Annotated in this window: 28 protein-coding genes and 4 tRNA genes; 12 read left to right on the forward strand and 20 right to left on the reverse strand. The window is 65.8% G+C overall.

Translation table 11 applies throughout. The features are described from left to right. Positions 1-16: 16 nt before the first annotated feature. The 14 genes from ACZ5M6_RS12580 to ACZ5M6_RS12645 form a co-directional block, all read right to left on the reverse strand. On the reverse strand, positions 17-1,003 hold the full coding sequence (locus ACZ5M6_RS12580; protein ID WP_464158784.1) for an aldo/keto reductase: 987 nt from the start codon (positions 1,001-1,003) through the stop codon (positions 17-19). A 110-nt stretch (positions 1,004-1,113) separates the two neighbouring features. Continuing rightward, positions 1,114-1,190 (reverse strand) — tRNA-His (locus tag ACZ5M6_RS12585). 137 nt (positions 1,191-1,327) lie between these two features. After that, the gene (locus ACZ5M6_RS12590) at positions 1,328-2,041 is read right to left on the reverse strand and encodes an energy transducer TonB (protein WP_054766055.1); all 714 of its coding nucleotides are present in this window, start codon (positions 2,039-2,041) and stop codon (positions 1,328-1,330) included. Between the two features lie 14 nt (positions 2,042-2,055). Further along, a complete protein-coding gene (locus ACZ5M6_RS12595) occupies positions 2,056-2,490 on the reverse strand; it encodes a biopolymer transporter ExbD (RefSeq protein WP_054766056.1) in 435 nt (144 codons plus the stop codon). Between the two features lie 5 nt (positions 2,491-2,495). Beyond that, the gene (exbB, locus tag ACZ5M6_RS12600) at positions 2,496-3,383 is read right to left on the reverse strand and encodes a tonB-system energizer ExbB (protein ID WP_054766057.1); all 888 of its coding nucleotides are present in this window, start codon (positions 3,381-3,383) and stop codon (positions 2,496-2,498) included. Positions 3,384-3,919: 536 nt separating this feature from the next. Continuing rightward, positions 3,920-3,995: transfer RNA gene (locus ACZ5M6_RS12605), tRNA-Phe, on the reverse strand. Between the two features lie 63 nt (positions 3,996-4,058). Beyond that, positions 4,059-4,223, reverse strand: a complete 165-nt coding sequence (locus ACZ5M6_RS12610) for a DNA gyrase inhibitor YacG (RefSeq protein WP_082382714.1) — start codon at positions 4,221-4,223, stop codon at positions 4,059-4,061. A 3-nt stretch (positions 4,224-4,226) separates the two neighbouring features. Next, a complete protein-coding gene (locus ACZ5M6_RS12615; RefSeq protein WP_464158785.1) occupies positions 4,227-5,258 on the reverse strand; it encodes a ribonuclease E/G in 1,032 nt (343 codons plus the stop codon). Then, the gene (locus ACZ5M6_RS12620) at positions 5,255-5,836 is read right to left on the reverse strand and encodes a Maf family protein (protein ID WP_464158786.1); all 582 of its coding nucleotides are present in this window, start codon (positions 5,834-5,836) and stop codon (positions 5,255-5,257) included. The genes ACZ5M6_RS12615 and ACZ5M6_RS12620 overlap by 4 nt, the downstream gene beginning before the upstream one ends. Before the next feature lie 17 nt (positions 5,837-5,853). Beyond that, positions 5,854-6,072, reverse strand: coding sequence for a translation initiation factor IF-1 (gene infA / locus ACZ5M6_RS12625; RefSeq protein ID WP_008261544.1), 219 nt, complete (start codon positions 6,070-6,072; stop codon positions 5,854-5,856). A gap of 103 nt (positions 6,073-6,175) precedes the next feature. Beyond that, positions 6,176-6,643: a UPF0262 family protein gene (locus tag ACZ5M6_RS12630; RefSeq protein WP_054766060.1), complete on the reverse strand. Its 468-nt coding sequence runs from the start codon at positions 6,641-6,643 to the stop codon at positions 6,176-6,178. Further along, positions 6,640-7,125, reverse strand: coding sequence for a DUF2948 family protein (locus ACZ5M6_RS12635; protein ID WP_183217078.1), 486 nt, complete (start codon positions 7,123-7,125; stop codon positions 6,640-6,642). Before ACZ5M6_RS12635 ends, ACZ5M6_RS12630 begins: the two co-directional genes overlap by 4 nt. Then, complete coding sequence (gene murA / locus ACZ5M6_RS12640) at positions 7,125-8,417, reverse strand: UDP-N-acetylglucosamine 1-carboxyvinyltransferase (protein ID WP_333897309.1); 1,293 nt, start codon at positions 8,415-8,417, stop codon at positions 7,125-7,127. Before murA ends, ACZ5M6_RS12635 begins: the two co-directional genes overlap by 1 nt. Positions 8,418-8,520: 103 nt before the next feature. Next, the gene (locus tag ACZ5M6_RS12645; protein ID WP_182715012.1) at positions 8,521-8,718 is read right to left on the reverse strand and encodes a hypothetical protein; all 198 of its coding nucleotides are present in this window, start codon (positions 8,716-8,718) and stop codon (positions 8,521-8,523) included. Between the two features lie 110 nt (positions 8,719-8,828). Here ACZ5M6_RS12645 and ACZ5M6_RS12650 point away from each other — a divergent pair. Further along, a tRNA-Thr gene (locus ACZ5M6_RS12650) sits at positions 8,829-8,903 on the forward strand. A 61-nt stretch (positions 8,904-8,964) separates the two neighbouring features. Here the strand turns inward: ACZ5M6_RS12650 and ACZ5M6_RS12655 are convergent. The 4 genes from ACZ5M6_RS12655 to lipB form a co-directional block, all read right to left on the reverse strand. Further along, positions 8,965-9,561, reverse strand: coding sequence for a hypothetical protein (locus ACZ5M6_RS12655; RefSeq protein ID WP_287396510.1), 597 nt, complete (start codon positions 9,559-9,561; stop codon positions 8,965-8,967). A 47-nt stretch (positions 9,562-9,608) separates the two neighbouring features. Further along, on the reverse strand, positions 9,609-10,109 hold the full coding sequence (gene msrB / locus ACZ5M6_RS12660) for a peptide-methionine (R)-S-oxide reductase MsrB (protein ID WP_444571976.1): 501 nt from the start codon (positions 10,107-10,109) through the stop codon (positions 9,609-9,611). A 74-nt stretch (positions 10,110-10,183) separates the two neighbouring features. Further along, positions 10,184-11,668, reverse strand: coding sequence for a hypothetical protein (locus tag ACZ5M6_RS12665; protein WP_464158787.1), 1,485 nt, complete (start codon positions 11,666-11,668; stop codon positions 10,184-10,186). 126 nt (positions 11,669-11,794) lie between these two features. Then, positions 11,795-12,511, reverse strand: a complete 717-nt coding sequence (gene lipB, locus ACZ5M6_RS12670) for a lipoyl(octanoyl) transferase LipB (RefSeq protein ID WP_183217074.1) — start codon at positions 12,509-12,511, stop codon at positions 11,795-11,797. A gap of 65 nt (positions 12,512-12,576) precedes the next feature. Between lipB and ACZ5M6_RS12675 the strand changes: the two genes are divergently transcribed. From ACZ5M6_RS12675 to ACZ5M6_RS12705, 7 genes are all read left to right on the forward strand, one after another. Further along, positions 12,577-12,828, forward strand: coding sequence for a FliM/FliN family flagellar motor switch protein (locus ACZ5M6_RS12675; protein WP_054766067.1), 252 nt, complete (start codon positions 12,577-12,579; stop codon positions 12,826-12,828). 96 nt (positions 12,829-12,924) lie between these two features. Then, positions 12,925-13,009, forward strand: a tRNA-Leu gene (locus tag ACZ5M6_RS12680). A gap of 65 nt (positions 13,010-13,074) precedes the next feature. Then, the gene (gene mgtE / locus ACZ5M6_RS12685; RefSeq protein WP_464158788.1) at positions 13,075-14,493 is read left to right on the forward strand and encodes a magnesium transporter; all 1,419 of its coding nucleotides are present in this window, start codon (positions 13,075-13,077) and stop codon (positions 14,491-14,493) included. Positions 14,494-14,562: 69 nt separating this feature from the next. Continuing rightward, positions 14,563-16,404 carry a lysozyme gene (locus ACZ5M6_RS12690; RefSeq protein ID WP_464158789.1) on the forward strand — a complete coding sequence of 614 codons (1,842 nt, stop codon included), beginning with the start codon at positions 14,563-14,565 and terminating at the stop codon, positions 16,402-16,404. Positions 16,405-16,485: 81 nt separating this feature from the next. Then, on the forward strand, positions 16,486-17,649 hold the full coding sequence (locus tag ACZ5M6_RS12695; protein WP_464158790.1) for an isovaleryl-CoA dehydrogenase: 1,164 nt from the start codon (positions 16,486-16,488) through the stop codon (positions 17,647-17,649). Positions 17,650-17,678: 29 nt separating this feature from the next. Further along, positions 17,679-17,867: a DUF3008 family protein gene (locus ACZ5M6_RS12700; RefSeq protein WP_228184363.1), complete on the forward strand. Its 189-nt coding sequence runs from the start codon at positions 17,679-17,681 to the stop codon at positions 17,865-17,867. Positions 17,868-17,968: 101 nt separating this feature from the next. After that, complete coding sequence (locus tag ACZ5M6_RS12705; protein WP_464158791.1) at positions 17,969-18,607, forward strand: exopolysaccharide biosynthesis protein; 639 nt, start codon at positions 17,969-17,971, stop codon at positions 18,605-18,607. 245 nt (positions 18,608-18,852) lie between these two features. Here the strand turns inward: ACZ5M6_RS12705 and flaF are convergent, their stop codons facing one another. After that, entirely contained in the window at positions 18,853-19,218 is a 366-nt protein-coding gene (gene flaF, locus ACZ5M6_RS12710; protein WP_464158792.1) for a flagellar biosynthesis regulator FlaF, read from the reverse strand. Continuing rightward, positions 19,178-19,600, reverse strand: coding sequence for a flagellar biosynthesis repressor FlbT (gene flbT, locus ACZ5M6_RS12715; RefSeq protein ID WP_464158793.1), 423 nt, complete (start codon positions 19,598-19,600; stop codon positions 19,178-19,180). Before flbT ends, flaF begins: the two co-directional genes overlap by 41 nt. Positions 19,601-19,757: 157 nt before the next feature. Between flbT and ACZ5M6_RS12720 the strand changes: the two genes are divergently transcribed. The 4 genes from ACZ5M6_RS12720 (at position 19,758) to ACZ5M6_RS12735 (ending at position 22,198) form a co-directional block, all read left to right on the forward strand. Next, the gene (locus ACZ5M6_RS12720; protein WP_054766075.1) at positions 19,758-20,195 is read left to right on the forward strand and encodes a hypothetical protein; all 438 of its coding nucleotides are present in this window, start codon (positions 19,758-19,760) and stop codon (positions 20,193-20,195) included. Positions 20,196-20,206: 11 nt separating this feature from the next. Next, the gene (locus ACZ5M6_RS12725) at positions 20,207-20,404 is read left to right on the forward strand and encodes a hypothetical protein (protein ID WP_054766076.1); all 198 of its coding nucleotides are present in this window, start codon (positions 20,207-20,209) and stop codon (positions 20,402-20,404) included. A gap of 64 nt (positions 20,405-20,468) precedes the next feature. Further along, positions 20,469-21,329 carry an AAA family ATPase gene (locus tag ACZ5M6_RS12730; protein ID WP_152950575.1) on the forward strand — a complete coding sequence of 287 codons (861 nt, stop codon included), beginning with the start codon at positions 20,469-20,471 and terminating at the stop codon, positions 21,327-21,329. 56 nt (positions 21,330-21,385) lie between these two features. Next, the gene (locus tag ACZ5M6_RS12735) at positions 21,386-22,198 is read left to right on the forward strand and encodes a methyltransferase type 11 (RefSeq protein ID WP_228184367.1); all 813 of its coding nucleotides are present in this window, start codon (positions 21,386-21,388) and stop codon (positions 22,196-22,198) included. The last annotated feature ends 13 nt before the right edge of the window (positions 22,199-22,211 follow it).

The raw sequence follows: 22,211 nt of genomic DNA on the forward strand, positions 1-22,211 counted from the left end.
GTTCAGAGCCAGAACCTCAGCGGTTCAGGGCCGCCCGCGCCGCCTCGGCGTAGCGATGGCCCACCGCCGCTCCCTTGGGGAAGACGGCGTCGATTCGCGCCAGATCCTGGGGCGTCAGCGCCAGGTCCACGGCGGCGACGTTCTGCTCCAGGGTCGCGACGCGGCGGGTGCCGGGAATGGGGATCAGATCGTCCCCCTGAGCCAGGACCCAGGCCAGGGCCAGTTGGGCGGCCGTGACGCCCCTGTCGGCCGCGATCGCCTTCACCGCCTCGACCAGATCCAGGTTCTTCTGGAAATTCTCGCCCATGAAGCGCGGATTGGTGCGGCGGAAGTCGTCGGGGGCCAGATCGTCCACCGACCTGATCTCGCCGGACAAGAAGCCCCGGCCCAGCGGGCTGTAGGGCACGAAACCGATCCCCAGCTCGCGCGTGACGGCGAACAGCTCGTCTTCGGGCTCGCGGCTCCACAACGAATACTCCGTCTGAAGCGCCGTGATCGGATGGGTGGCGTGGGCCTTGCGCAGGGTCTCAGGCGACGCCTCTGACAGCCCCAGGAAACGGACCTTGCCCTCGGTCACCAGCTCCGCCATCGCTCCGACCGTCTCTTCAATCGGCGTGTCGGGATCGACCCGGTGGAGATAGTAGAGATCGACGTGATCGACGCCCAGCCGCTGGAGACTGCCCTCAATGGCCCGGCGGACGTTGGCGGGGCTGCCGTCCACCATCAGCTTCGACCGGTCCGCGTTGTAATTGATGCCGAACTTGGTGGCGATAAAGGCTTGGTTGCGCCGATCCTTCAGCGCCTTGCCGAGGAGGATCTCGTTCGTATGGGGCCCATACATCTCGGCCGTATCGAACAGGGTCACGCCCAGGTCCAGGGCCCGGTGGATGACGGAGGTGGACTGGGCCTCGTCGGCGCCGCCGTAGAAGGCGCTCATGCCCATACAGCCCAGGCCGATGGCCGAGACTTCGGGTCCGCTTGGACCCAGTTTGCGCGTCTTCATCTGCGCTCTCCTGTCGATGTGGGGGATCGGCCCAAAAACGGAAAATGGAGGCCGACGATCAGGAGATGGGAGCTACAGGCCGGGGCATCAAGCCCGCCCGGCCTCTGCGATGGTACCGCCTCTCAGGCTTGAACTGAGGACCTCCGGTTCCACAAACCGGCGCTCTAACCAACTGAGCTAAGGCGGCCCGCGCATCGCGAGGCGCGTTCTCTACCGGTCCTGCGACAGGGGATCAAGCGGCTTGATGCGATTTCGTGGCGACGCGGGACAAAAGAAAACGCCCCGGAGATGGCTCTCCGGGGCGTCTGGTTCTGGCTGGCCAGCTTACTGAAGGCGGAAGCGAACCGTGAAGCGCGCTTGGCCGCCTTGGGCAACCCCGTCAACTGTGCCCGGCGAAAATCTCGCCGACCGCATTGAAGACAGGGCTTCACGACCGAAGCCCGCGCCAGCAGGCGTTTCGGAAACGATGCTGCAGTTCGTGGCCGACCCGTTGGCTTGAACCGAGCACAGCAACACGACCGTGCCTTCCTCAATCCCACGCTCTTGGGCTCGGGCGGGGAATTCAGGACGAGGCTGCCGCGACCAGCTGACACTGGTGATCGTCGAAGGCCGAACCGGCGCCGGCGGAGCCGGAGGCGGCGGCGGGCCGGGAACGACGACGGGCGGACCGGTGTACTCGACCCGATCTTCCTTCTTCGTCGGCGTGATGTTCACCGGCGGAGGCGGAACGATGTTCGGGACGGGCGCAGGCACGCGAACCTGAAGCTTCGGCGGCGGAGGCGTGTCCGTCGGCGGAGGCGGCGGAGGCGGAGGCGGCGGAGGCGGCGGGACCGGCTCGACCAACTCGACCTCGACGGACTCGTCGACGTAGTTGAACTCCTTGAGCTTAAACTTCGACTGCTGAAGGAAGAAGATCAGCAGGGCGAACAGGAGGGTGACGATCAGCAGGCACACGATCAGCACGGGGTAGGAAACCCCCATGAAGCCCTTGGCCTTGGGTACGTCGTAACGACTGCGATGATAAGTGACGTCTGTCATACTATCTCCGCCATCTAGCTCGTCGCCTGGTCTTCGCCGACCAGTGCAACGCTGTAGAAGCCGTTATCCTGCAAGGCGTTCATGACCTGCATGAAGTCGCCGTAGCGGGTGTTTTGGTCAGCCCGAATGAAAATCCGCTCATCGGCCGGGTTCCGGGAGCCGATCTGTTTGGTCAGATCTTCTCCCAGCGTCCCGATGCTGGTCTGGAAGTCGCCCACAAAGACGTCGCCGTCGTTCTGGATCGAAATATAGACCGGCTTGGGCGGGTTCGGGGCCGCCTTGGCGACGGCGATCGGCAACTCTACCGGCACCGACACGGATGCGAGCGGAGCCGCAACCATGAAGATGATGAGCAGGACGAGCATGATATCAACGAAAGGCGTGACGTTGATATCGCTGTTGGCCTCGACCTGGCTGCCGCCGCCGCCTGATTTAATCTTGGCGGCCATCCGTCTTACGCCCCCTTGTCGAGCTGACGCGAGATGCCGTTCAGCAGCTCAGCGGCGAAACCGTCGGCGCGGGTGCCGTAGGCGGCGATGCGGGTGTTGAAGTAGTTATAGAAGACCACGGCCGGGATAGCGGCGAACAGGCCGATACCGGTGGCCAGCAGGGCCTCGGCGATACCCGGAGCAACGACGGCCAGGTTGGTCGTATTGGATTCCGCGATGCCGATGAAGGAGTTCATGATGCCGTAAACGGTGCCGAACAGACCGACGAACGGACCGGTCGAACCGACCGAGGCCAGGAACTGCTGACCGCCCGACAGGCGCTTGGCCAGGCCCGACTGAACGGCGGCGACGGCGGCGGTGGCGCGGCCCATGGCGTTGTCCAGGTGGTCGCCGGTGACCGAAAGGCCAGCTTGACGCGACATTTCGATTTCGTCGGTGGCGGCGGCGGCCATGTCGGCCAGCGGGTTGCCGTCATATTCTTCCTGGGTGGCGACGGCGCGCATGTCCGCGATGGTGCGGGCGCCGCGGAAGTTTTCCAGGAAGTTGTCGGTCTTGCGGTTCAGGGCGCCGAACTCGAACAGCTTGATGAGCAGCAGGGTCCACGACAGGATCGAGGCCAGCAGCAGGCCGATCATCACGACCTTAACGATGATCGTGGCTTCCATGAACATGGAGATCGGGGTGATGCCGCCCGAATGACCGCCGCCGACGGATTCGCCGACGGTTGAGGGGTTGGCCGCATCGGCGGCCGGAGCCATGGCCGTCGGGGCTTCGGCGGGCGCGGCGGCCGGGGTCGGCTCGGCCGGGGCCTGGGCCAGAACCGGCGAGCTCGCCATCAGGACGGCCGCGCCGGCCGCGGCGAGAAGGATGTTCGTCTTTTTGCTGTTCAGCATAGTTCGCCAGTTCCTGCTTGGTCTGACTCGTGGAACCAAAGGTGCGGCCGTGTCAAAGGGCCGCCCCCCAACCTGAAATGTTTCCTTCAGAGGCCATGTCCCTGCGGGATCGCCGGCCGCTGAATTCTTGGATGGAGACATATGCGGTCGCCCGTACTGCCTCCGATGTTCGAACCGCGGGAGAACACGCCTCCTAGAATCCGTTTGACGCCTTAATGGGAGGGCGTCCCAACCCCTTTGACGAACCCTTACCGGAGCGTCAAGGGACAACAGCCGGATTTCGCCTTCGGGGAGAAGGTTCATGAGAATCTCGCCCTTTTGTCGCGCCCAGAATGGCGCAGCACGACATTTTTGTGATGCTAATCTGTCGATTAGGGGAAGCTTGTTCGAAAACGCGCCTCGGCGAAGTTTTTAACTCTTTCAGCAGCGTTCCGTAGGTCATCCGGCCCGCGAGTCGACGATTGCACGCGACGATCGCACGCGTGAAGGCGCTTGCCGGGAAAAGATATGGAATCTGGGAAGCCCCGAAGGGAAAATGGTGCCTGGAGGCGGATTCGAACCACCGACACGCGGATTTTCAATCCGCTGCTCTACCAACTGAGCTATCCAGGCGCCGACGCGGCGTCGCGAGAGGCGGGTCTATAGGCGACACTTTTCGCACTGTCCAGCGCCGTTTCAGTCCTTTTCGTCATCCTCCTTCAGCCCCTCTTCCAAGGGAACCGGAATGACGTAAGCCCCGCTGAACCAGCGTTGCAGATCCACCTCTGAACAGCGGCGCGAGCAGAAGGGCCGATATTTCGGATCGGCCTCGGCCTTGCGGCAAATGGGACAGGCGCTCATGGGTCAGCCTTCTTCTATATGGCCCCGGCCGGGCGGCAGGGCGTCGTCAGACCGCAGGCCGGCCCTCGGCCCCAGCCGGGCGACCAGGGGCGCGGCCAAGGCGGCTTCCTCCGGCGGGCAGCGGACGCTCAGCCTCGGCGTCGTCGTTTCGCTCAGCAGCCGCCGACGCAACGCCCGAACCAAGGCCAGGGCGCGCGTGGCGACCGACGGTCCGCCGCCGTCGCACAGTCGTTCCTCGACCGGCGTCATGCGCCAGGGCAGCGACATCTGCAGCAGGCCGAACCGGCTGATCGGGCCGAAGACGGCTTGCGGTTCATGGGAAAAGGCGGCGCGGGCGATGCGGGCTTGAGCCTCCGCGTCCTGCCCATCCCCGACCAGGTCGATGACCACAAGCCCGCCCCACTGTCTGAGACTGATCAGCCGCGCGGCCTGATGGAGCCCCTCTCGGTTGGCCGCCGCCCGCCCCTGCCGCGCGTCTCGACCGGGACTGGGCGCATAGTCGATGTCGACGGCGACCAGGGCGCGCGTCCTTTCCAAGGCGAGATCGACGCCATGGGCCGCGCTGCCCCATCGGGCGGCTAAGGCCTCTTCCTCCGCTTCCACAGCGGCGTCGATGGCGGCGACGCCCTCGATCAAGTGACTATTCGGAGCCAGGGCCTGGAGACGTTCCGCCACGCCGGGCGCGGCTTGCAGCAGACGCGGCGCGCCCTCCCCCGGCCCCAGACGACGCACGACCGGCCCCTTGCCGGCGCGGGGTTCGGCGATCACCACCACCTCCAACCGCTCGCCCTGATCGACGCGATCCTTCCGATTCAGCGGCAGGAAGGCCGGCGGGCCGGCGCCCAGGTCCATGAAGGCGCCGCGAAGGCCTGGAATGACGTCGGTCACACGGCCTACGGCCCGCGCGCCCAAACGGCACTGAGCGACGTCGTCGTCGCGATGGATGATCAGATGGGTGTAGCGGCCGTTCCGGGACGCCACGCCGCGGATTTCGCCAGGCGTGTCGTCGAGGAAGACCTCGACCGCGCCGCTCATGCGCGCCAGCCGACGCCGTGCAACAGTTGGACGGCTTCGTACAGGGGCAGCCCCATGACCGAGGGATGGCTGCCGACGATCCGCTGAACGAAGGCGCCGGCCGGGCCCTGGATGCCGTAGCCGCCGGCCTTGCCGCGCCAGTCGCCCGTCGCGACATAGGTCGCGATCTCATGATCGGACAGCGGTTTGAAGGTGACGCGGGTCTCATTGACCCGCACGGCCGTCCTGCCGTCGCGCACCACCGCCACCCCTGTGAAGACGCGATGGTTGCGCCCGGACAGCAGTTTGAGGAAACGTGCAGCCTCGGCCTCGTCCGCCGCCTTTTCGAGAAACCGACGACCGACCGCGACCACCGTGTCGGCGGCCAGAACGACGGCCTGGGGGCGACGCGAAGCGACCACCTGGGCCTTGGAGGTCGCCAGCCGCTCGGCCAGACGCGGCGGCGTCTCCCCCTTCAGCGGGGTTTCGTCTATATCGGCAGGGTCGATGTGATCCGGCTTGATTCCCACCTGCGCCAGCAATTCGATGCGGCGTGGGCTGGACGAGGCCAGCGCAAGCTCCAGACGCCCTTCCGACACGAAAACGACGCCGCTCCTTATTTGAAGCGGTAGGTGATGCGACCCTTTGTCAGGTCGTAGGGGGTCATTTCCACCAGAACCTTGTCGCCCGCCAGCACGCGGATACGATTCTTGCGCATCTTGCCGGCGGTGTGGGCGATGATCTCGTGGTCGTTCTCGAGCGTCACGCGGAAGGTGGCGTTCGGCAGCAGTTCGCTGACGGTGCCGGGAAACTCGAGCAGTTCTTCCTTAGCCATGCGGCCTCTCGCGCCCGGTTGATATGCGTTCAGCCCCACGCCGGGCGGGCGCGAGGGGCGGAATGGAGGGGCCTAATGCCTCAAAACGGCAAGATAGTCGAGGTCAGCCGCGACGGTAGAGGGCGCACAGCAGGGTGAACAACCGCCGCGCCGTCTCCTGGTCGACTGCGATCTTGCCTTCCAGGCGGTTCATCAGCTGTTCCGCCCCTTCGTTATGCAGTCCCCTTCGACCCATATCGACAGATTCGATCTGGCTGGGCGAGGAGCCGCGCAGGGCTTCATAATAGCTGTCGCAGATCAGTAGATAGTCTTTGATGACGCCCTTCAGCGGCGTCAGGCTGATGGCGTAGGTGCGGGCGAAGGCTTCGCCCGTGACGTCGAACACCAGACGATTGTCCTGAAGCGACAGCTTCAGCCGGTAGGACCCGCCCTCTGCGCCGACGGGTTCGAAACTGTTTCGTTCGACCAGATCGAAGATGGCGACGCGGCGCTCGTGTTCGATCTCGGCCGTCGCCGCCGGCAGGGTGGCGGCGTCCAACTCGACGGACGCCAGCTTGTGGGGGGCGCTCATACCGTCTTCCCTTCGTCCAGCCCTGCGTCGTCCAAATGGGTCGGCGCCATTCGGGCCGGCCAGCGCTCGGATATGTCAGTGACGACGGCGTCCAGGCATTCGACGTCGATTCTCAGATCACCGCCCCCGGCGAACATCAGTATGACCCGACCGCTCGGCGCCTCGGTCGGTATGAAGTCGAGCGCCAGCAGTTCCAGCGTGGCGTCCGGATTGCGTGGCAACCGCCGGCTCTTTACCCCCATGACATCGCCGAACTGCATGGCGGACATGACGCGCGTTCCGCCGCATTCCCAACAGAAGCGGCTGAAGGCGATGGTCAGGGTGCGCGCGCCCTTTTCCCAGACGATGTCGATCGGCCGGAGTATGGCGTCCTGAAGGGCGGCCGAGATGATCTGCAGATCGTCGGCGTCCTCGGCCAGCAGACGCAGCGGTTCGACCGCCGTCTTGGCTTCGGACAGGGCGCCGTCGATCTCCGCTGTCATCACTCCATCCCTTCGCTGTGACCCTTGACCCGCCGAATCTCCGCGCCGCAGGCGCCGAGCTTTTGTTCCAAACGCTCGAACCCGCGATCCAGATGATAAACGCGACCGACGGTCGTTTCGCCTTCGGCGACCAAGCCGGCGATGATCAGGCACATCGAGGCGCGCAGATCGGTGGCCATGACCTGGGCGCCGTGCAGCGTCTCGACGCCGTGCACCCGGGCCTCGCCCGCATGGACGGAGATGTCGGCGCCCAGCCGCGCCAGTTCCGGCACATGCATGAAGCGGTTCTCAAAGATCGTCTCCCGCACCGTGCTGACGCCCTCAGCCGTGGTCATCAGCGCCATGAACTGGGCCTGCAGATCGGTGGCGAAGCCCGGATAGATCGCCGTCTCGACATCGACCGCCTTCAGCCGGACCTTGGGGTCGCGCTTGATCAGGACGCCGTCGTCCGTCGGCGACACCTCGACCCCGGCCTCGATCATCTTGTCGGTCAGGGCGCCGATCAGATCAGCCCTGGCCTTGGTCAACCGGACTTCGCCCCCGGCCATGGCGGCGGCGACGGCGTAGGAGCCCATTTCGATACGGTCGGGAATCACCGACCAGGTCGTCCCGGTCAGCGACGAGACGCCGGTGATGGTCAGGACGTCGGTGTCGATCCCCTCGATCTTGGCGCCCATGGCGGTCAGACAGCGCGCCAGATCGCCGATCTCGGGTTCACGCGCGGCGCGGCGCAGCACCGTCGTGCCCTGGGCCAGGACGGCGGCCAGCAGTGCGTGTTCGGTCGCCCCGACGGAGACGAACGGAAACTCGATCTCGGCGCCCTTCAGGCCGGACGGCGCCTTGGCGGTCACATAGCCTTCCTCCAGCTCGATCTCAGCGCCCAGGGCCGTGAGCGCCTGAAGATGCAGATCCACGGGCCGGGCGCCGATGGTGCAGCCGCCGGGCAGAGACACCTTGGCCTCGCCGGTGCGGGCCAAGAGCGGCCCCAGCACATTGAAGGAGGCCCGCATCTGGCGGACTAGGTCATAGGGAGCGAAGGTCGAGGTCAGGGTCTGGGCGTGGAACAGGCTTTCCTGCCCATCGGCGCCGTCGCGCTCGGTCACCTCAATGCCGAACTGGCGCAGCAACTGACCCAAGAAGCGGGTGTCGGCCAGCCGCGGCATATTGGTCAGCAGCAGGGGTTGATCCGTCAGGATCGAGGCGGCCATCAGCTTGATGGCGGAATTCTTGGCGCCGCTGACGGGGATCTCCCCGAAGAGCTGAGCGCCGCCCTGAATGGCGATACTGTCCATGACGTCCTTGAAGCGCGCCCGAAGGAAACGCCTCGGGGGGAGGGTTCTCTAGCAAGCCGGCGCGCGCTTGCCAAAGGGCGGAGCGTCCGCCGGGCGATGACTTTCAGTTGCTGTCCTTGGGCGCCGCCGGGGTTCGGGCGGGCGCCTTGCGGCGTCTCAGGTTGGCGCGCAGGGCCGCCGCCAGGCGAATGGCGCGTTCGGCCTTGGCCCGCGCCGCCTCGGACGACGCGCCGCCCTCTGGCGTCAAGCTGGGCGAGGTCTCGACGGGCGGGGTGTCGGTGTCGTGCGGCGGACGAGTCATGGGCTTAGAATGCCGTGATAACGGGGCTTGTCCAAACTTTCTTTCAGATCGTCAAAAAGCCGCTTCCCTCCCCCGAACGGTTTGGCTATACGGCCGCTTCCTCAGTCGGGGCCGCCGTAGCTCAGTGGTAGAGCGCATCCTTGGTAAGGCTGAGGTCGTGGGTTCGATTCCCCCCGGCGGCACCATCTGAGACGAAAAAGGCCCGGCGAAAGCCGGGCCTTTTGCTTGATGGAAGGCCGCGCCGCTTCAGTCCGAAGCCGTCGCGCCTCGCGGCCAGACCGCGCCGTCTTCAGCGTCCCGGTCCTTGCTCCAGCTGAAGCCCATCGACAGGGACTTGCGGCTCGAATCGCCGCCGTAGCCGCGCACCCGCCCGTAAGGCGGATAGAAACCAGGCCCCCGAAGTCCATAGCCGTAAGCCTCATAGCCGTACCCCCAGGGTTCGTTGCGCCCCTCGCGATAGGCCAGGTCCAGACGCCCGTTTTCGCCGATCGGCATCGAGACGGCGGCGCCATAGCTGCGATAGCCGCCGGTGCCGACGCCCGCCTCGACCATGCCGTGCATCTGGCGGTCGTCCATGGGGCCTTCAGGGAGGGGCTCCTGAAAATCCACGCCGGGCGTTCTGTTGCTGAGCCAGGCCTGAATCTGCTGTTCCGTCGTCATCCCATGGGGTTGAGCGTCCTGCGCGGTCGGCGCAGGAGCAGCGGCTTCCGGGGCGGCGGCCATGGCCTGGGCCAGGGTCGGGGCGTTGGTCGGGGCGGTCGCGACGACGCCGTCAGGATCGCCGTCCGCGCCTGCGCCCGAAGCTGCGAGCGCCAAGCTCGCCACAAGTCCTGCCATCAGCATGGGCCGTCTCCTTCCGCCTCATCCTAGCACGCCGATTGCGGCCATGGTCAGGCGTTTCCGTCGCCCCGTTGCAACGGGTCCGGCAAGGGTTCGCCTTCGGGCACGAAGGTCAGAGCGACCGAGTTGATGCAATAGCGGTTTCCCGTCGGCGGCGGGCCATCGGGAAAGACGTGGCCCTGGTGGCTGCCGCAGCGCGCGCACTGGGTCTCGATGCGAATCATGCCGTAGCTGGTGTCGCGCACCTCATGGACGTGGGCCGGATCGACGGGTTCGGTGAAGCTGGGCCAGCCGGTTCCGCTTTCGAACTTGGTGCGGCTGCGGAACAGGGGCAGACCGCACTCCCGGCAACAGAAGACGCCCGCGCGCTTTTCGCCCAGCAGGGTTCCGCAGAACGGCGCCTCTGTGCCGTGGGACAGGAGGACGCGCTTCTCCTCGGGGTTCAGGTCCGCCTCCAGCCGGGCGCGTTCCTGATCATCGGGCGGCGTCAGATCATAGCCGGCCGAGGAGCGTCGGGGGGCTAGGGAATCGGAAAGGTCGATATCGGTCATGACCCCGAAATAGGAAGGGGCGGGCCGAGGTTCCACCCCGACCCGCCCCCTTCAGATCCGATCGCCGAGACGTCCTATTGGAACAGGCTGGCGACCCAGGCGCGCACGGCCGTCTCGTCGGCCGCATCACCCGAGTAAGCCAGGCCCTGCGTCGGCGTGTACGGGGCGTCATTGCCGCGCTGGCGGGTGGTCCAGGCCTTATGGCCATAGGTCAGTTCCGCGTAGTTCGACGGCAGACGCAGCACGGTCGGCTCGATGAAGATGGTGTCCTCAGCCGTGGTTGATCCCGCCAGACGCACGTTCGGCAGGCGGGTCAGCAGATCCAGGGTGTCCAGGCAGCCCCCGCTGCAGCCGGCGTCCACCAGAACGACCACGGGTCCGGCGACCGGATTGGCCGCGCCGGTGTCCGGCACGGACGGACGACCCGGCATGGTGAAGGTCGCCTGATTGGCCGCCAGGGCCGAATCGAAGGCCGCCACGATGGCCTGGGTCTGGTCGATCACCGCGCTGGATTCCTGCACGAAGCGAGGATCGGCCTGCATGCGGCCCAGGGTGTCGACGAACCACTGGCGATTGGCCGGGGTGGCGCGATAGGTGATGGAGCCGGCTTCCGGCTGGCGGCTGACGGTGAACTCCGGCGTCCAGATGCGATTGGCCAAGCCGTAGCCGCGGCTGGTGGCGTTCAGCGACGACCCGTCGGCGCCGCGCAGATCGATCACCAGGCCCTGCGATCCGCGAATGGCCGGCAGCTGCGCCTCGACGGCGGCGAAGAAGGCGTCCCAGCCGGCGTCGTCGGCCAGACTGTGGACATGGACCCAGGGACGACCGTTGACGGTCTCGACGGCCAGCGGCGTCGCCGGCGGCACATAGACGGTCGCGCGATAGGCGGCTTCCAGCGACGCCGCGTCGGCGGGTTGCGGCTGCATCTGGAACTCGCGGTCCCGGCGCCCGACCTTGAAGCTGCACAGCGACGGCACCCCGCCGGTGAAGGGGTTGTTGCGGTTCCACAGCAGATAGGGGGCGGTGCGGACGCGCCCGGCTTCCGTCGTCAGATCGCCTTCCCAACGGTCCAGCCGCTCTTCGGCCAACTCGGCCGCAGTCTTGTCGCCGCACTTGACCAGGGTCGAGCCGACAGGCGGCAGGTTCCGAACGCCCGGCTTGACGTAGGAGACCACATATTCGCCGTTGCGCCAGGCCGTCGTCAGGCCCGGCCAGCCGATGGCGAAGAAGGGCCCCTGCCCTTCATAGGTCGGCCGGATCACGGTGTTGGAATCGCGGAATCCGTTCGCATAGTAGCGCAACAGATAGGCGTGGCTGTCCCCGCTGTTGACGCGGCCGACGCGGCCCATGGCGTCCTGATAACCGGCGTCGATCCAGTTGCGGAAGGTTTCGCCCGGCGCGCCGGGAATGACGGCGGCCGGATGGTTGGCGGCCAGGGCGTCTCGGGCGGCCTGAAGGTCTTGCTGGGCCAGTGCGCGGAAATCCTGGGCCGATGCGGCTCCAGCCGCCAGACTGAGGGACATGACGGCGGCCGAGGCGGCGGCGATCAAGCGGTTCATGGAGGCTCCTGGGCTCGGATTCTAAAGCGAGGTGGCGCCGTTAAACCTTATGGCCGCCGGGCTTGCCAACCCCCATCGGCGCCCTTTGGCGCGATTGTCGCATCCCGCGCCGAGCGCCGATACGGCTCAGAGTGGCGGGGAACTTTCCGTTACCGGACCGAATATCTGTCGGAAGCTGTTCTTCAACGCCGCATCCGCCTCATCCATCGTGGCCAGGATTCCCAGGTCCACCAGGCTGGTCACCCCGTGCTCCTGGATGCCGCACGGCACGATGCCGCCGAAATGCTCCAGGTCGGGCTCCACGTTCAGGCTGATCCCGTGGAAGCTGACCCATTTGCGGACCTTGACCCCGATGGCGGCGATCTTGTCCTCGCGCGACCAGCCGGCGCCCTTGCGCTCGACCCAGACCCCGACCCGGCCCTCGCGCACCCCGGCCTCCACGCCGAACCGGTCCAAGGCGCCGATCAGCCATTGCTCCAACCCACGCACGAAACCGCGCACGTCCTTGCCGCGCTGGTTCAGGTCCAGCATCACATAGGCCACGCGCTGACCCGGTCCGTGATAGGTGAACTGCCCGCCGCGCCCCGTGCGATGAACGGGAAAGCGCGCCGCATCGAGCAGATCCTCGTCCTTGGCCGACACTCCGGCCGTATAGAGGGGCGGATGCTCCAAGAGCCACACCAGCTCCGCCGCCTCCCCCGCCGCGATGGCGGCGACGCGGGCCTCCATGAACGACTCGGCGGCGGCGTAATCGACATAGGTCGAAGAGACGGTCCATTCGACCGGGCGGCCGTCGCCGCGACGCAGCTTCTGAAGGTCGGGACTTAACGGGTCGGCAAGCATAAGGCTTCAATGTGCAGGCGGAGGCGTTTCCGCAAGGGACGACCTCTTAGTGAACGAGAGCGCCCGTGTCCCAGATCAACGCCGTAAACGTCGAAATCTCAGTCGTGCTGGGGCGTATGGTGCTGCCGATGTCCCAACTGCTGAAGATGGGTCGGGGCGCGGTGATTCCGCTGGACGCCTCCGAGGGCGACGAGGTTTGGATCCTGGCGAACAACCACCCCGTCGCGCGCGGCGAAATCGAGATTCGCGAAGACCGGATCGCCATCACCGTCACCCGGCCCGCCGACGTCTATGACTTCATGGCCGGCGCGGCCTGACATCCGAACGGCGTCAACCGCACAAAGCGCGCTCGGCTCAAAAGAGAGACTTTCCTTTTCCAGCGGCTTCGTCTATTCGCCGCCGCTCCGATGCGAGCGGTCGTGGCGGAATTGGTAGACGCGCAGCGTTGAGGTCGCTGTGGGGCAACCCGTGGAAGTTCGAGTCTTCTCGACCGCACCATCTGGCTAAACAGGGCGATTCATCGGCTAACTACGGCTGGACATTCTACCAAGGGAGGCGACCACGTGAGCACCACGGACACCGCCTTTGCTCCAGCCGAAGCGCCTGAAACCGAAGACCACGCCGCCCTGGACGAGGACTATGTCCTCACGCCCCAATTCGTCGAAAAGGTCGTGGACGCCGCCGACGACGGCGACGGCATGCGACTGCGGTCGCTGCTGGAGGATCTGCACCCCGCCGACGTCGCCGATCTGATGGGCTTCCTGACGGCTGAGCACCGCGCGGTCGTGGTGCTGTGGCTGCCGCCGGAACTGTTGGCCGAGACCCTGCCGGAGCTGGACGACGGGATTCGGGAAGAAGTGCTGGAGCGGGTGCCGCACGGCACCCTGGCCGAGGCCCTACAGGAACTGGATTCCGACGACGCCGCCGCCGTGGTCGAGGATCTGGAAGACGACCAGCGCGAACGCGTCCTGGCCGCCATGCCCGACGTCGATCGCGCCGCGATCGAGAACAGCCTGGGCTATGAGGAAGAGTCCGCCGGCCGCCTGATGCAGCGCGAGGTGATGGCAGCGCCCCAGTTCTGGAGCGTGGGCGACACCATCGACCATATCCGCAAACAGGGCGATGACCTGCCGGAGCTCTTCTTCGACATCTATGTGGTCGATCCGCTGAACCGCCCCGTCGGCGGGGTGCCGATTAGCGGCCTGTTGCGTGCCCCGCGCAGCGCCGCCCTGTCCGACCTGATGGAGCCGATCAATGAGATCGCGGTCGATCAGGACCAGGAAGAGGTCGCCTACATCTTCGAAAAATACCATCTGATCTCGGCGCCGGTCGTGGACGCGGCCGGCCGGCTGGTCGGCCAGATCACTGTCGACGACATCGTCAACATCATTCAGGAGGAGAACCGCGAGGACATCCTGCGTCTGGCGGGTGTCTCCGACGAGGATCGCGGCTCGTCCGTGACCGAGATCGTGCGCGGCCGCGTGCCTTGGCTGGCCATCAACCTGGCGACCGCCGCCCTGGGCGCCAGCGTGATCGGCCTGTTCGAGGGCACGATCCAACAAATTGTGGCCCTGGCGGTCCTGATGCCCATCGTCTCGGCCATCGGCGGCAATGCAGGCACCCAGGCTCTGACCGTCACTGTCCGCGCCCTCGCGACCCGCGAACTGAACTCCGCCAACGCCACCCGCACGTTTTTCCGCGAACTGGTCGTGGGCCTGGCCAACGGCCTGATCCTGGCGCCCCTGATCGGCGTCGCCGCGGGGATCTGGTTCCGAGATGAGGACTGGAAGATCGGCGTCGTCATCGCCGCCGCCATGATCCTGAACCTGCTGGTCGCGGCCTGTATCGGGGTTCTGACGCCCCTGACCCTGTCGAAGCTGAAGTTCGACCCCGCCGTCTCCTCGGCGGTGTTCGTGACCGCCACGACCGATTTCTTCGGCTTCCTCATATTCCTGGGTCTTGCGACGATCGTTCTGTTGTAAACGCTTGGCCCCAGGCTTGCTGCGGGACGGCTCAGGGCCGAGCCGTCGTCTCGCTTTGGGGCAACACCTGTGTCAGACACGTTGAAACCGACCAAGATCTCCCGCGAGGGTGTCATTCTGATCAAGAGCTTCGAGGGTTTCCGCCCTCGGGCGATCCAGCGCGACGACGGCCGCTGGATGATCGGTTATGGCCATACGGCGTCCGCCCGCGAGGGGCTGACCGTTTCGGAAGTCGATGCTGAACTGCTGTTGCAGTACGACCTGCTGCCTGTCGTCAAGGCGATCGACGAAGTCCAGGCGCCGCTGAACCAGCACCAGTACGACGCCCTCGCCAGTTTCGTCTTCTCCATCGGGGTGGATCGCTTCCGCTCCTCCGAGGTCTTGAGGCGACTGAACGCGGGTGAGACCCAGGCTGCGGCCGAAGCCCTGGCCGCCTGGATCGACGACGGCGGCCCCTTGTCGCCCCCGCGTCGCCGCGCGACCGAACGGGCCCTGTTCGTCGCCAATCCGGACGCCCCGGTCTCCCTTGCCGATCTGCTGTCCGCTCCCCTGCCCCCGGCGACGGCGACGATCTTGGAGACGACGGAGGCGGCCGGTTCGACCGGTTTCGACGCGGTCGATGTCGCGCCTTTTCCGGCCCATGACGCGTCGGAGCCCATGACGTGGGAAAGCGCAATATCCGCCCTGCTGAACGAGTCGGATCTCAAGCAAGCGGATGAAGAGGTCGACGAAGGTCCCGATCAGGCGTCTCATCCTGCAGACGACGCCGCGGACGCACCTGCGAGCCAGGACGCCGAAACCCCCATGGCGAACGGCGAAGCTCAACCGGTGGAAGCCGAGCCGGTGACGACGGTCGAACCTTTGGTCGATGCGGGCAAGCCGTGCGCAGACTCCGCCTCGCCCGCTTCTGAATCCTCTGCTGCGCTTCTTCCGGACGAGCGGGCGTCGAGAGCGGAACCCGAAGAGGCCCAGGCCGCGCCTACGCCTGCCGAATCTTCATATGATCAGGCGGAAAAAAGCGAGCCCCCCGTGGAGGCTGATGCAGGTGAGTTCGTCGCTCCGACCCTCGAACTGCCCACAGCGTCGGAGGAACCCGAGCCGGCCTCAGCGGAGCCGTCCCCCACGCCCCCTGCCGCCCGCCCGGCGCCCAGCGCGGCCGCCTTCTATTCTCCCTACGCGATTCGGGTGACCGGACCGCTCGCCCTCCTCTCCTCGCCCCCCCCGTCGCCCCCGGCGGCCTCCGCCTCAGCCGTCCCGGCGGCGCTGACGCCCGTCCCGCTTGAGACCCTTGCCGCAGAAGCGGAGCCGGCGAACGACGACGGCGTGAGCCTTCCGGAGGAGGCTGTGGCGGCGCCGGCCGCCGAGGCGGAAGCGGCCTCCGTCGATCAGCCCGCCTTCGAGCCGTCCAACGCCCCGAGCCCCACGCCGACCCTGGCATCCGCCGATGCGCCCGACGTGGAGGAACAGACGGTTCAGGTGCCCATGTTCTTGATCGCCCCGACCGAGCCGCCCGCCGAGCCGGACAGCGAGCAGGCGTCGGCGGGGCGTTTGGAGGCCGCTCCGCCTCCCGACGCCGCGACTGATGCGACGGAAATCACCGACCTCGATCAGACCGCCCTGTTCGACACGGAGGTTCAACCGGAGGACGGCCTGCATCTGTCGGTCGACCGGGAGGCGACGCCCGACAAGCGGTTCGACTGGGGCGAAACCGCGACCTTCCTGGTGATGGGCGGCATAGGCATGCTGGCCTTCGGCGCGGCCATGGCGGCGTTCCGACAAGCCTCGAAGGCGACGGGGGGCGAAACCGCCGTCATCGGCTGGGTGCTGGCGATCATCGCCTTGGCCTGCGTCGGGGTTTCGGGCTACAACCTGTTTCAGCGCTGGGGCCGCCCGACGGATCCGACGGCCTGACGGACGGAATCGTCACAGGCTGAAACGGACAGGTCGTCCTGCGCTTTGCGAAAGGCCGTGCGCGATGCTACGCCGAATGGCATGAGCATTCCCTTCGCACCCCAATCCATGGAATTCGGCCTCGGCGAGAACGCGGACGCCATTCGCGACACCACCGCGCGCTGGGCGGCGGATCGCCTGGCGCCCCTGGCCGCCGAGATCGACGAAACGAACAGCTTCCGCCGCGAACTCTGGCCCGAGATGGGCGAACTGGGCCTGCACGGCATCACGGTCGAGGAAGAGTTCGGCGGCCTGGGCCTGGGCTATCTGGAACATGTGGTGGCGATGGAGGAGGTGTCGCGCGCCTCGGCCTCGATCGGCCTCAGCTACGGCGCCCACTCCAATCTGTGCGTCAACCAGATCCGCCGCTGGGGCACGCCTGAGCAGAAACAGAAATATCTGCCCAAGCTGATCAGCGGCGAACACGTCGGATCGCTCGCCATGTCCGAGGCCGGTTCCGGCTCGGACGTCATGTCCATGCGCACCCGGGCCGAAAAGCGGGGCGACCGCTACGTCCTGAACGGGACCAAGTTCTGGATCACCAACGCCCCCCACGCCGAGACCCTGGTGGTCTATGCCCGCACGGGCGACGGCAACGGCGGGGTGACCGCCCTTCTCATCGAAAAGGGCATGAAGGGGTTCAGCGTCTCCAAGAAGCTGGACAAGATGGGCATGCGCGGCTCCGACACCGCCGAACTGGTGTTCGAGGACTGCGAAGTGCCCGAGGAGAACGTCATGGGCCCGGTCGGCGGCGGCGCCGGCGTGCTGATGAGCGGCCTGGATTATGAGCGCGCGGTGCTCGCCGCCGGCCCCTTGGGCATCATGCAGGCCGCCCTGGACGTGGTCCTGCCCTATGTCCGCGACCGCAAACAGTTCGGCAAGCCGATCGGCAGCTTCCAGCTGATGCAGGGCAAGGTGGCCGACATGTACGTCGCCCTGAACAGCGCCCGGGCCTATGTCTATTCGGTCGCCCGCGCCTGCGACGCAGGCCTCACCACCCGCTATGACGCCGCGGGCGCCATTCTGCTGGCGTCCGAAAACGCCGTGAAGGTCACGCTTGAGGCCGTTCAGGCCCTGGGCGGCGCGGGCTACACCAAGGAGTGGCCTGTCGAACGTCTGGTCCGAGACGCCAAACTCTATGACATCGGCGCCGGCACCAACGAGATCCGTCGCTTCCTCATCGGTCGGGAACTGCTGGGCGGCTGACGGCTTCTTCCGGACGGAAGGAGACACCCATGCCCGCAAAATCCGCAGCCCAGCAGAAGGCCGCCGGCGCCGCCCTGTCGGCCAAGCGCGGCGACACGCCCAAGTCGGAGCTGAAGGGCGCGTCCAAGTCCATGGCCGAGTCCATGACGGAAAAACAGCTGGAAGACTTCGCCCACACCGAACGCAAGGGCAAACCCGAACACGCGGCCGAGAAATAGCCGGTTCGGCGCGATTCTTCGGCATTGTTGCCGTTCCGTAAGTGGCGGTGAAACCTCTGTGCGCCTAAATGGGCGAACTCCTTTCGCCGAGCCCGCCGCTGATGCCCGCCCAAGACAAGCCGAACGACGACCTGCGGCTCTTCTCCGACGTGATCGAGGAACTGGGCGAAGGCGACGACCCCAAACTGAAGCTGGAAGAGCTGGTCGCCGCTTTCGGCGAACGGGGCTTCGGGGCCATGATACTGATCCTGTCGATGCTGGCCCTGCTGCCGTGGCCGCCGGGCGGCAAGGCGGTGTTCGCCGTGCCCATCATTCTGATGTCGCTGGAACTGGCCTTTCAGCGCAGTTCGATCTGGTTGCCGCGCTGGGCGCTGCGCACCTCGATCAGCCGTCCCGCCTATCGCGCCGGGGTGTCGCGGATCATGAAGACGGTGCGCTATGTCGAAAACCTGACTCAGCCTCGCCTGCCCCTTTTGACGGGCGAAGTCGCGGATACCATCACGGGCCTCGTCTGCGTCCTGCTGGCGCTGATCATGGCCCTGCCGATTCCGTTCGGAGACGCCCTGCCGGGCATCGCCCTGGTCTTCTTCGCCCTGGGGATGATGCAGAGAGACGGTGTGGCCATTCTGCTGGGCGCACTGGCGACCAGCGCCTGCGGCCTCTACCTGTTCCTGATCTGGCACACGGTGTCAGAGATCGCCCATCACGCGGCCGGATGGTTCTCGGGCGTTCTGCCCTGAACGACAAAAGGGCCGCCGCGTCGCCGCGACGGCCCTTCATTGTCTGACCGCGAACGGCCGGACCGCAACTCAGCCCGAAAGGATCAGGCCAGGCCTCCAACGAGGACCAGGGTCGCGGCCACCGCACGCGATTGATGACAATGAGACACTGGATCACCTCCTTTCGACTGTTGAACAGGGACTCGAAAGGTAAGACGCCTCAAGGCCTTGCGCCAATAGGCTTCGCGATTTCGTGAAGTCGGTCGTCAGGCCGCCTGCTGCGCGCCCGGCGCCAGGCCCTGCATCATCATGCGATTGATGTCGATCAGGTCCTCGAACGACTCCTCTCCGCGCATGACCAGAGAAGAGTGGCGATTGACGAACAGGCTCAGCGAGATGATCTGGGCGCGCACGGCCTGCGGCAGGACATTGGCGGAATCGCCGCAGTCCGCCGCCAGGGCCGACCAAAGACGGCGATTCCAATCCAAGGCGTCAATCCGGGTGGCCAGATCGCGCTCATCAGACTTGGACGCCTGGACCAGGGCGCGCGTGACCTGACCGAACAGCCGGTATTCCAGGTCGCGGGGCGTCTCAGCCCGCGTCGCCGCCGCTGCGTACGCCTGAAGCGACATTGAGCACCTTCTCTTCGTAATCGACAATCTTACGGGCGGCCATCAAGGCCTTATAGTATTCGCGTTGCAGCACATGGCGCGAGGCGGAGACACATTCGGCCAAGACGTCCGGGTTCTTGGTCGCCCCCATGAATTCGGTGATGCGGAGGGCCATCTCGTCGTAGAATTTCGACGCCGACGCCTCGTCCAGATACATCATCATGATCGGGAAATAGATGCGGCGCGCAGGGGTCGTGACCTCATCGGCCTGCATGATGTCCTTTTCACGCAAAACACTGGCGCGGTTTTGCAGGATGAGAACGCCGCGACGGTCGCCGTTTTGAACCACCGCGCCGTTCAACACGAATTTTTCGCCGGGTTTCAACGACAGTTTCAAAGCCATTGACGACCGAACTCCTTCAGCAGGTCGGAACCGATCGAAGATGGACCGCCCCTAACGATTCGAAACCTTAAAGGCTGAGGGTTAATCATCCCTTGTCCCCAGCCTGCGCGGAACACCTGCCTCGGGGCGACGTTTCGTCACCAGACAGGAGGCGACCATGCCCGACATGGACTATCAGGACGATCAGGGACAGGCCGAGGTCTTTGACGAAACCCATCTGGACGATGAAGGCGAAGGCGACCTTCTGCTGGATGAGGCTGACCAAATTCTTGACGTCACCCAGGCCGACGGCGATGCGGACGAAGACGCCTTCGACGAGGACGACCTCGACATCGACGATCAACTGGCCCTGGATGGGATCGAGCGCGAGGCGGACGCCCTGCTCGGCATGGACGGCGAAAAGGTCAATCAGTCCGACGCCGACAGCAATGATCTGGCGGCCGAGGGCGAAGTCGAACTGGTCTACTCGGGCCTGATGGAAAATGAGCGCGGCGCCCAGGCCAGTGCGGCGCACTGGGAGGCGCGACGCCTCGACGACGACGATATCGAACAGCTCGGCTACGGCGCCGACGACGCCCGCACGCAAGAATCCTGAAAGGAGCGCACATGCAGGACGCGAACGCTAAACAAGACGCCTCGACGGACACACCCCACGCCAAAAGGGTCGAACCGCGCGAAGGCAAGCCCGACCAGTTGGAACACCGCGTAAATCCGGAAGAAGGGCGCGAGGAGGCGCTGATCGACGAGAGCGTGGAAGAGACCTTCCCCGCCAGCGATCCCATCTCGCCAAAACACATCACCTGATCGCTGTTCAGGCGATTGCCGATCGGCTAACCCGCTTCGTGGCACTCACGAGGCGGGTTTTTTCATGAGCCGGTTTGAAGGCACTGATCGCTATATCGCAACGGCCGACCTGAAGGTCGCCGTCAATGCGGCCGTGGCCTTGGAACGTCCGCTGCTGATCAAGGGGGAACCGGGAACGGGCAAGACCGTGCTGGCCTATGAGGTCGCCAAGGCCTTCGATGCGCCCCTGATCACCTGGCACGTCAAATCGACCACCAAGGCCCATAACGGACTCTATGAGTACGACGCCGTCAGCCGGCTGCGCGACAGCCAGCTCGGCGAGGCGCGGGTTCAGGACGTCCGCAACTATCTGAAGAAGGGCAAGTTGTGGGAGGCTTTCACATCCCCGACGCGCCCCGTCCTGCTGATCGACGAGATCGACAAGGCGGACATCGAATTCCCCAACGACCTGTTGCAGGAACTCGACCGGATGGAGTTCTATGTTCAGGAGATCGACGAGACGATCCGCGCCGAGGTCCGGCCCATCGTCATCATCACCTCGAACAATGAGAAGGAGCTGCCGGACGCCTTCCTGCGCCGCTGCTTCTTCCACTATATCCGCTTTCCCGACGCCGAGACCCTGGCGGCCATCGTCGACGTCCATTTTCCGGGCATCAAACCGCGCCTGGTCTCGGAGGCGTTGAAGACCTTCTACGAGATCCGCGACACGCCCGGCCTGAAGAAGAAGCCCTCCACCTCCGAACTGCTGGATTGGCTGAAGCTGCTGCTGGTCGAAGACATTGACGCGGAAACCCTGCGCGAAAAGACGCCCAACAAGCTGATCCCGCCCCTGCACGGCGCCCTGCTCAAGAACGAGCAGGACATTCACCTGTTCGAACGTCTGGCCTTCCTGGGCCGCAGAGACGGCGCGCGCCCGGGCGGCTGAGCGGCATTACCGCGATTTCACTGGACCACTCTCTTCGACGGCTCAAAATAGAGACCATGAGCGTTACACCCCCGTATCGTTTGCTGATCGCCGGCGTGGCGATCGTCGGGCTCGGTGCAGGCCTGGTCGCCTGTGACGGCGAAAACGCGGTTCGGATCACCAAGACCACCACGACCAGCGCCTCCAACGACGTAGAGCCCGGCGTGCTCAAGGTCGTCGAAGGTCTGAAATGCCCCGAAACGCTGGGCGTGCTGACGCGCAAGGGCTTTGCTGACCCGGGCGGGGCCGCCTGCACCTACGGCGGCCCTCGCGGCGCGGAGGTGGTGCTCTATCTGGTCAAGCTTGAAGATCGGTCCGCCGAGGACGTGCTGCGCGAATATGAACGCCGCGTCTCGTCGGACATGCCCCAGGCGGCGATGCGTATCGACGCCCGCCAGACGGAAAACGGTACGGAAGAGGCCACTGTCGCCGCGCCCGGCGTGAACATCCAGGCCAAGGGCGATGACGCCTCGGTCAAGCTTCCGGGGCTTCAGATCGAGACCCGGGGCGACAGCGCGAGCGTTCGCATCGCGGGCATCAACATCCAGTCCAAGGACGGCGAAGGCGTCCGCACCGAAAAGAGCAGCGTCAAGATCGACTCTAACGGCGAAACCACCCAGATTCGCACCCAGGCGCCAGGGGACGCCACGCGGGCCAGCTTCATCCTGGCGGACGACGACGTGCCGGCGGGCGCATGGCGTCAGGTCGGCTTCGAGGCGCGTGGGCCCGCCGGCGGCCCGCTCGTCATCGCCACGGTTCGCTCCAAGTCACGGCACGACCGGGTGTTCGAAACGGCCAAGGATCTGGTCGCCCTGAACGTCGGAGACTGAAATCCACGCCGAA

This window comes from Brevundimonas sp. Br13 (assembly GCF_055391505.1).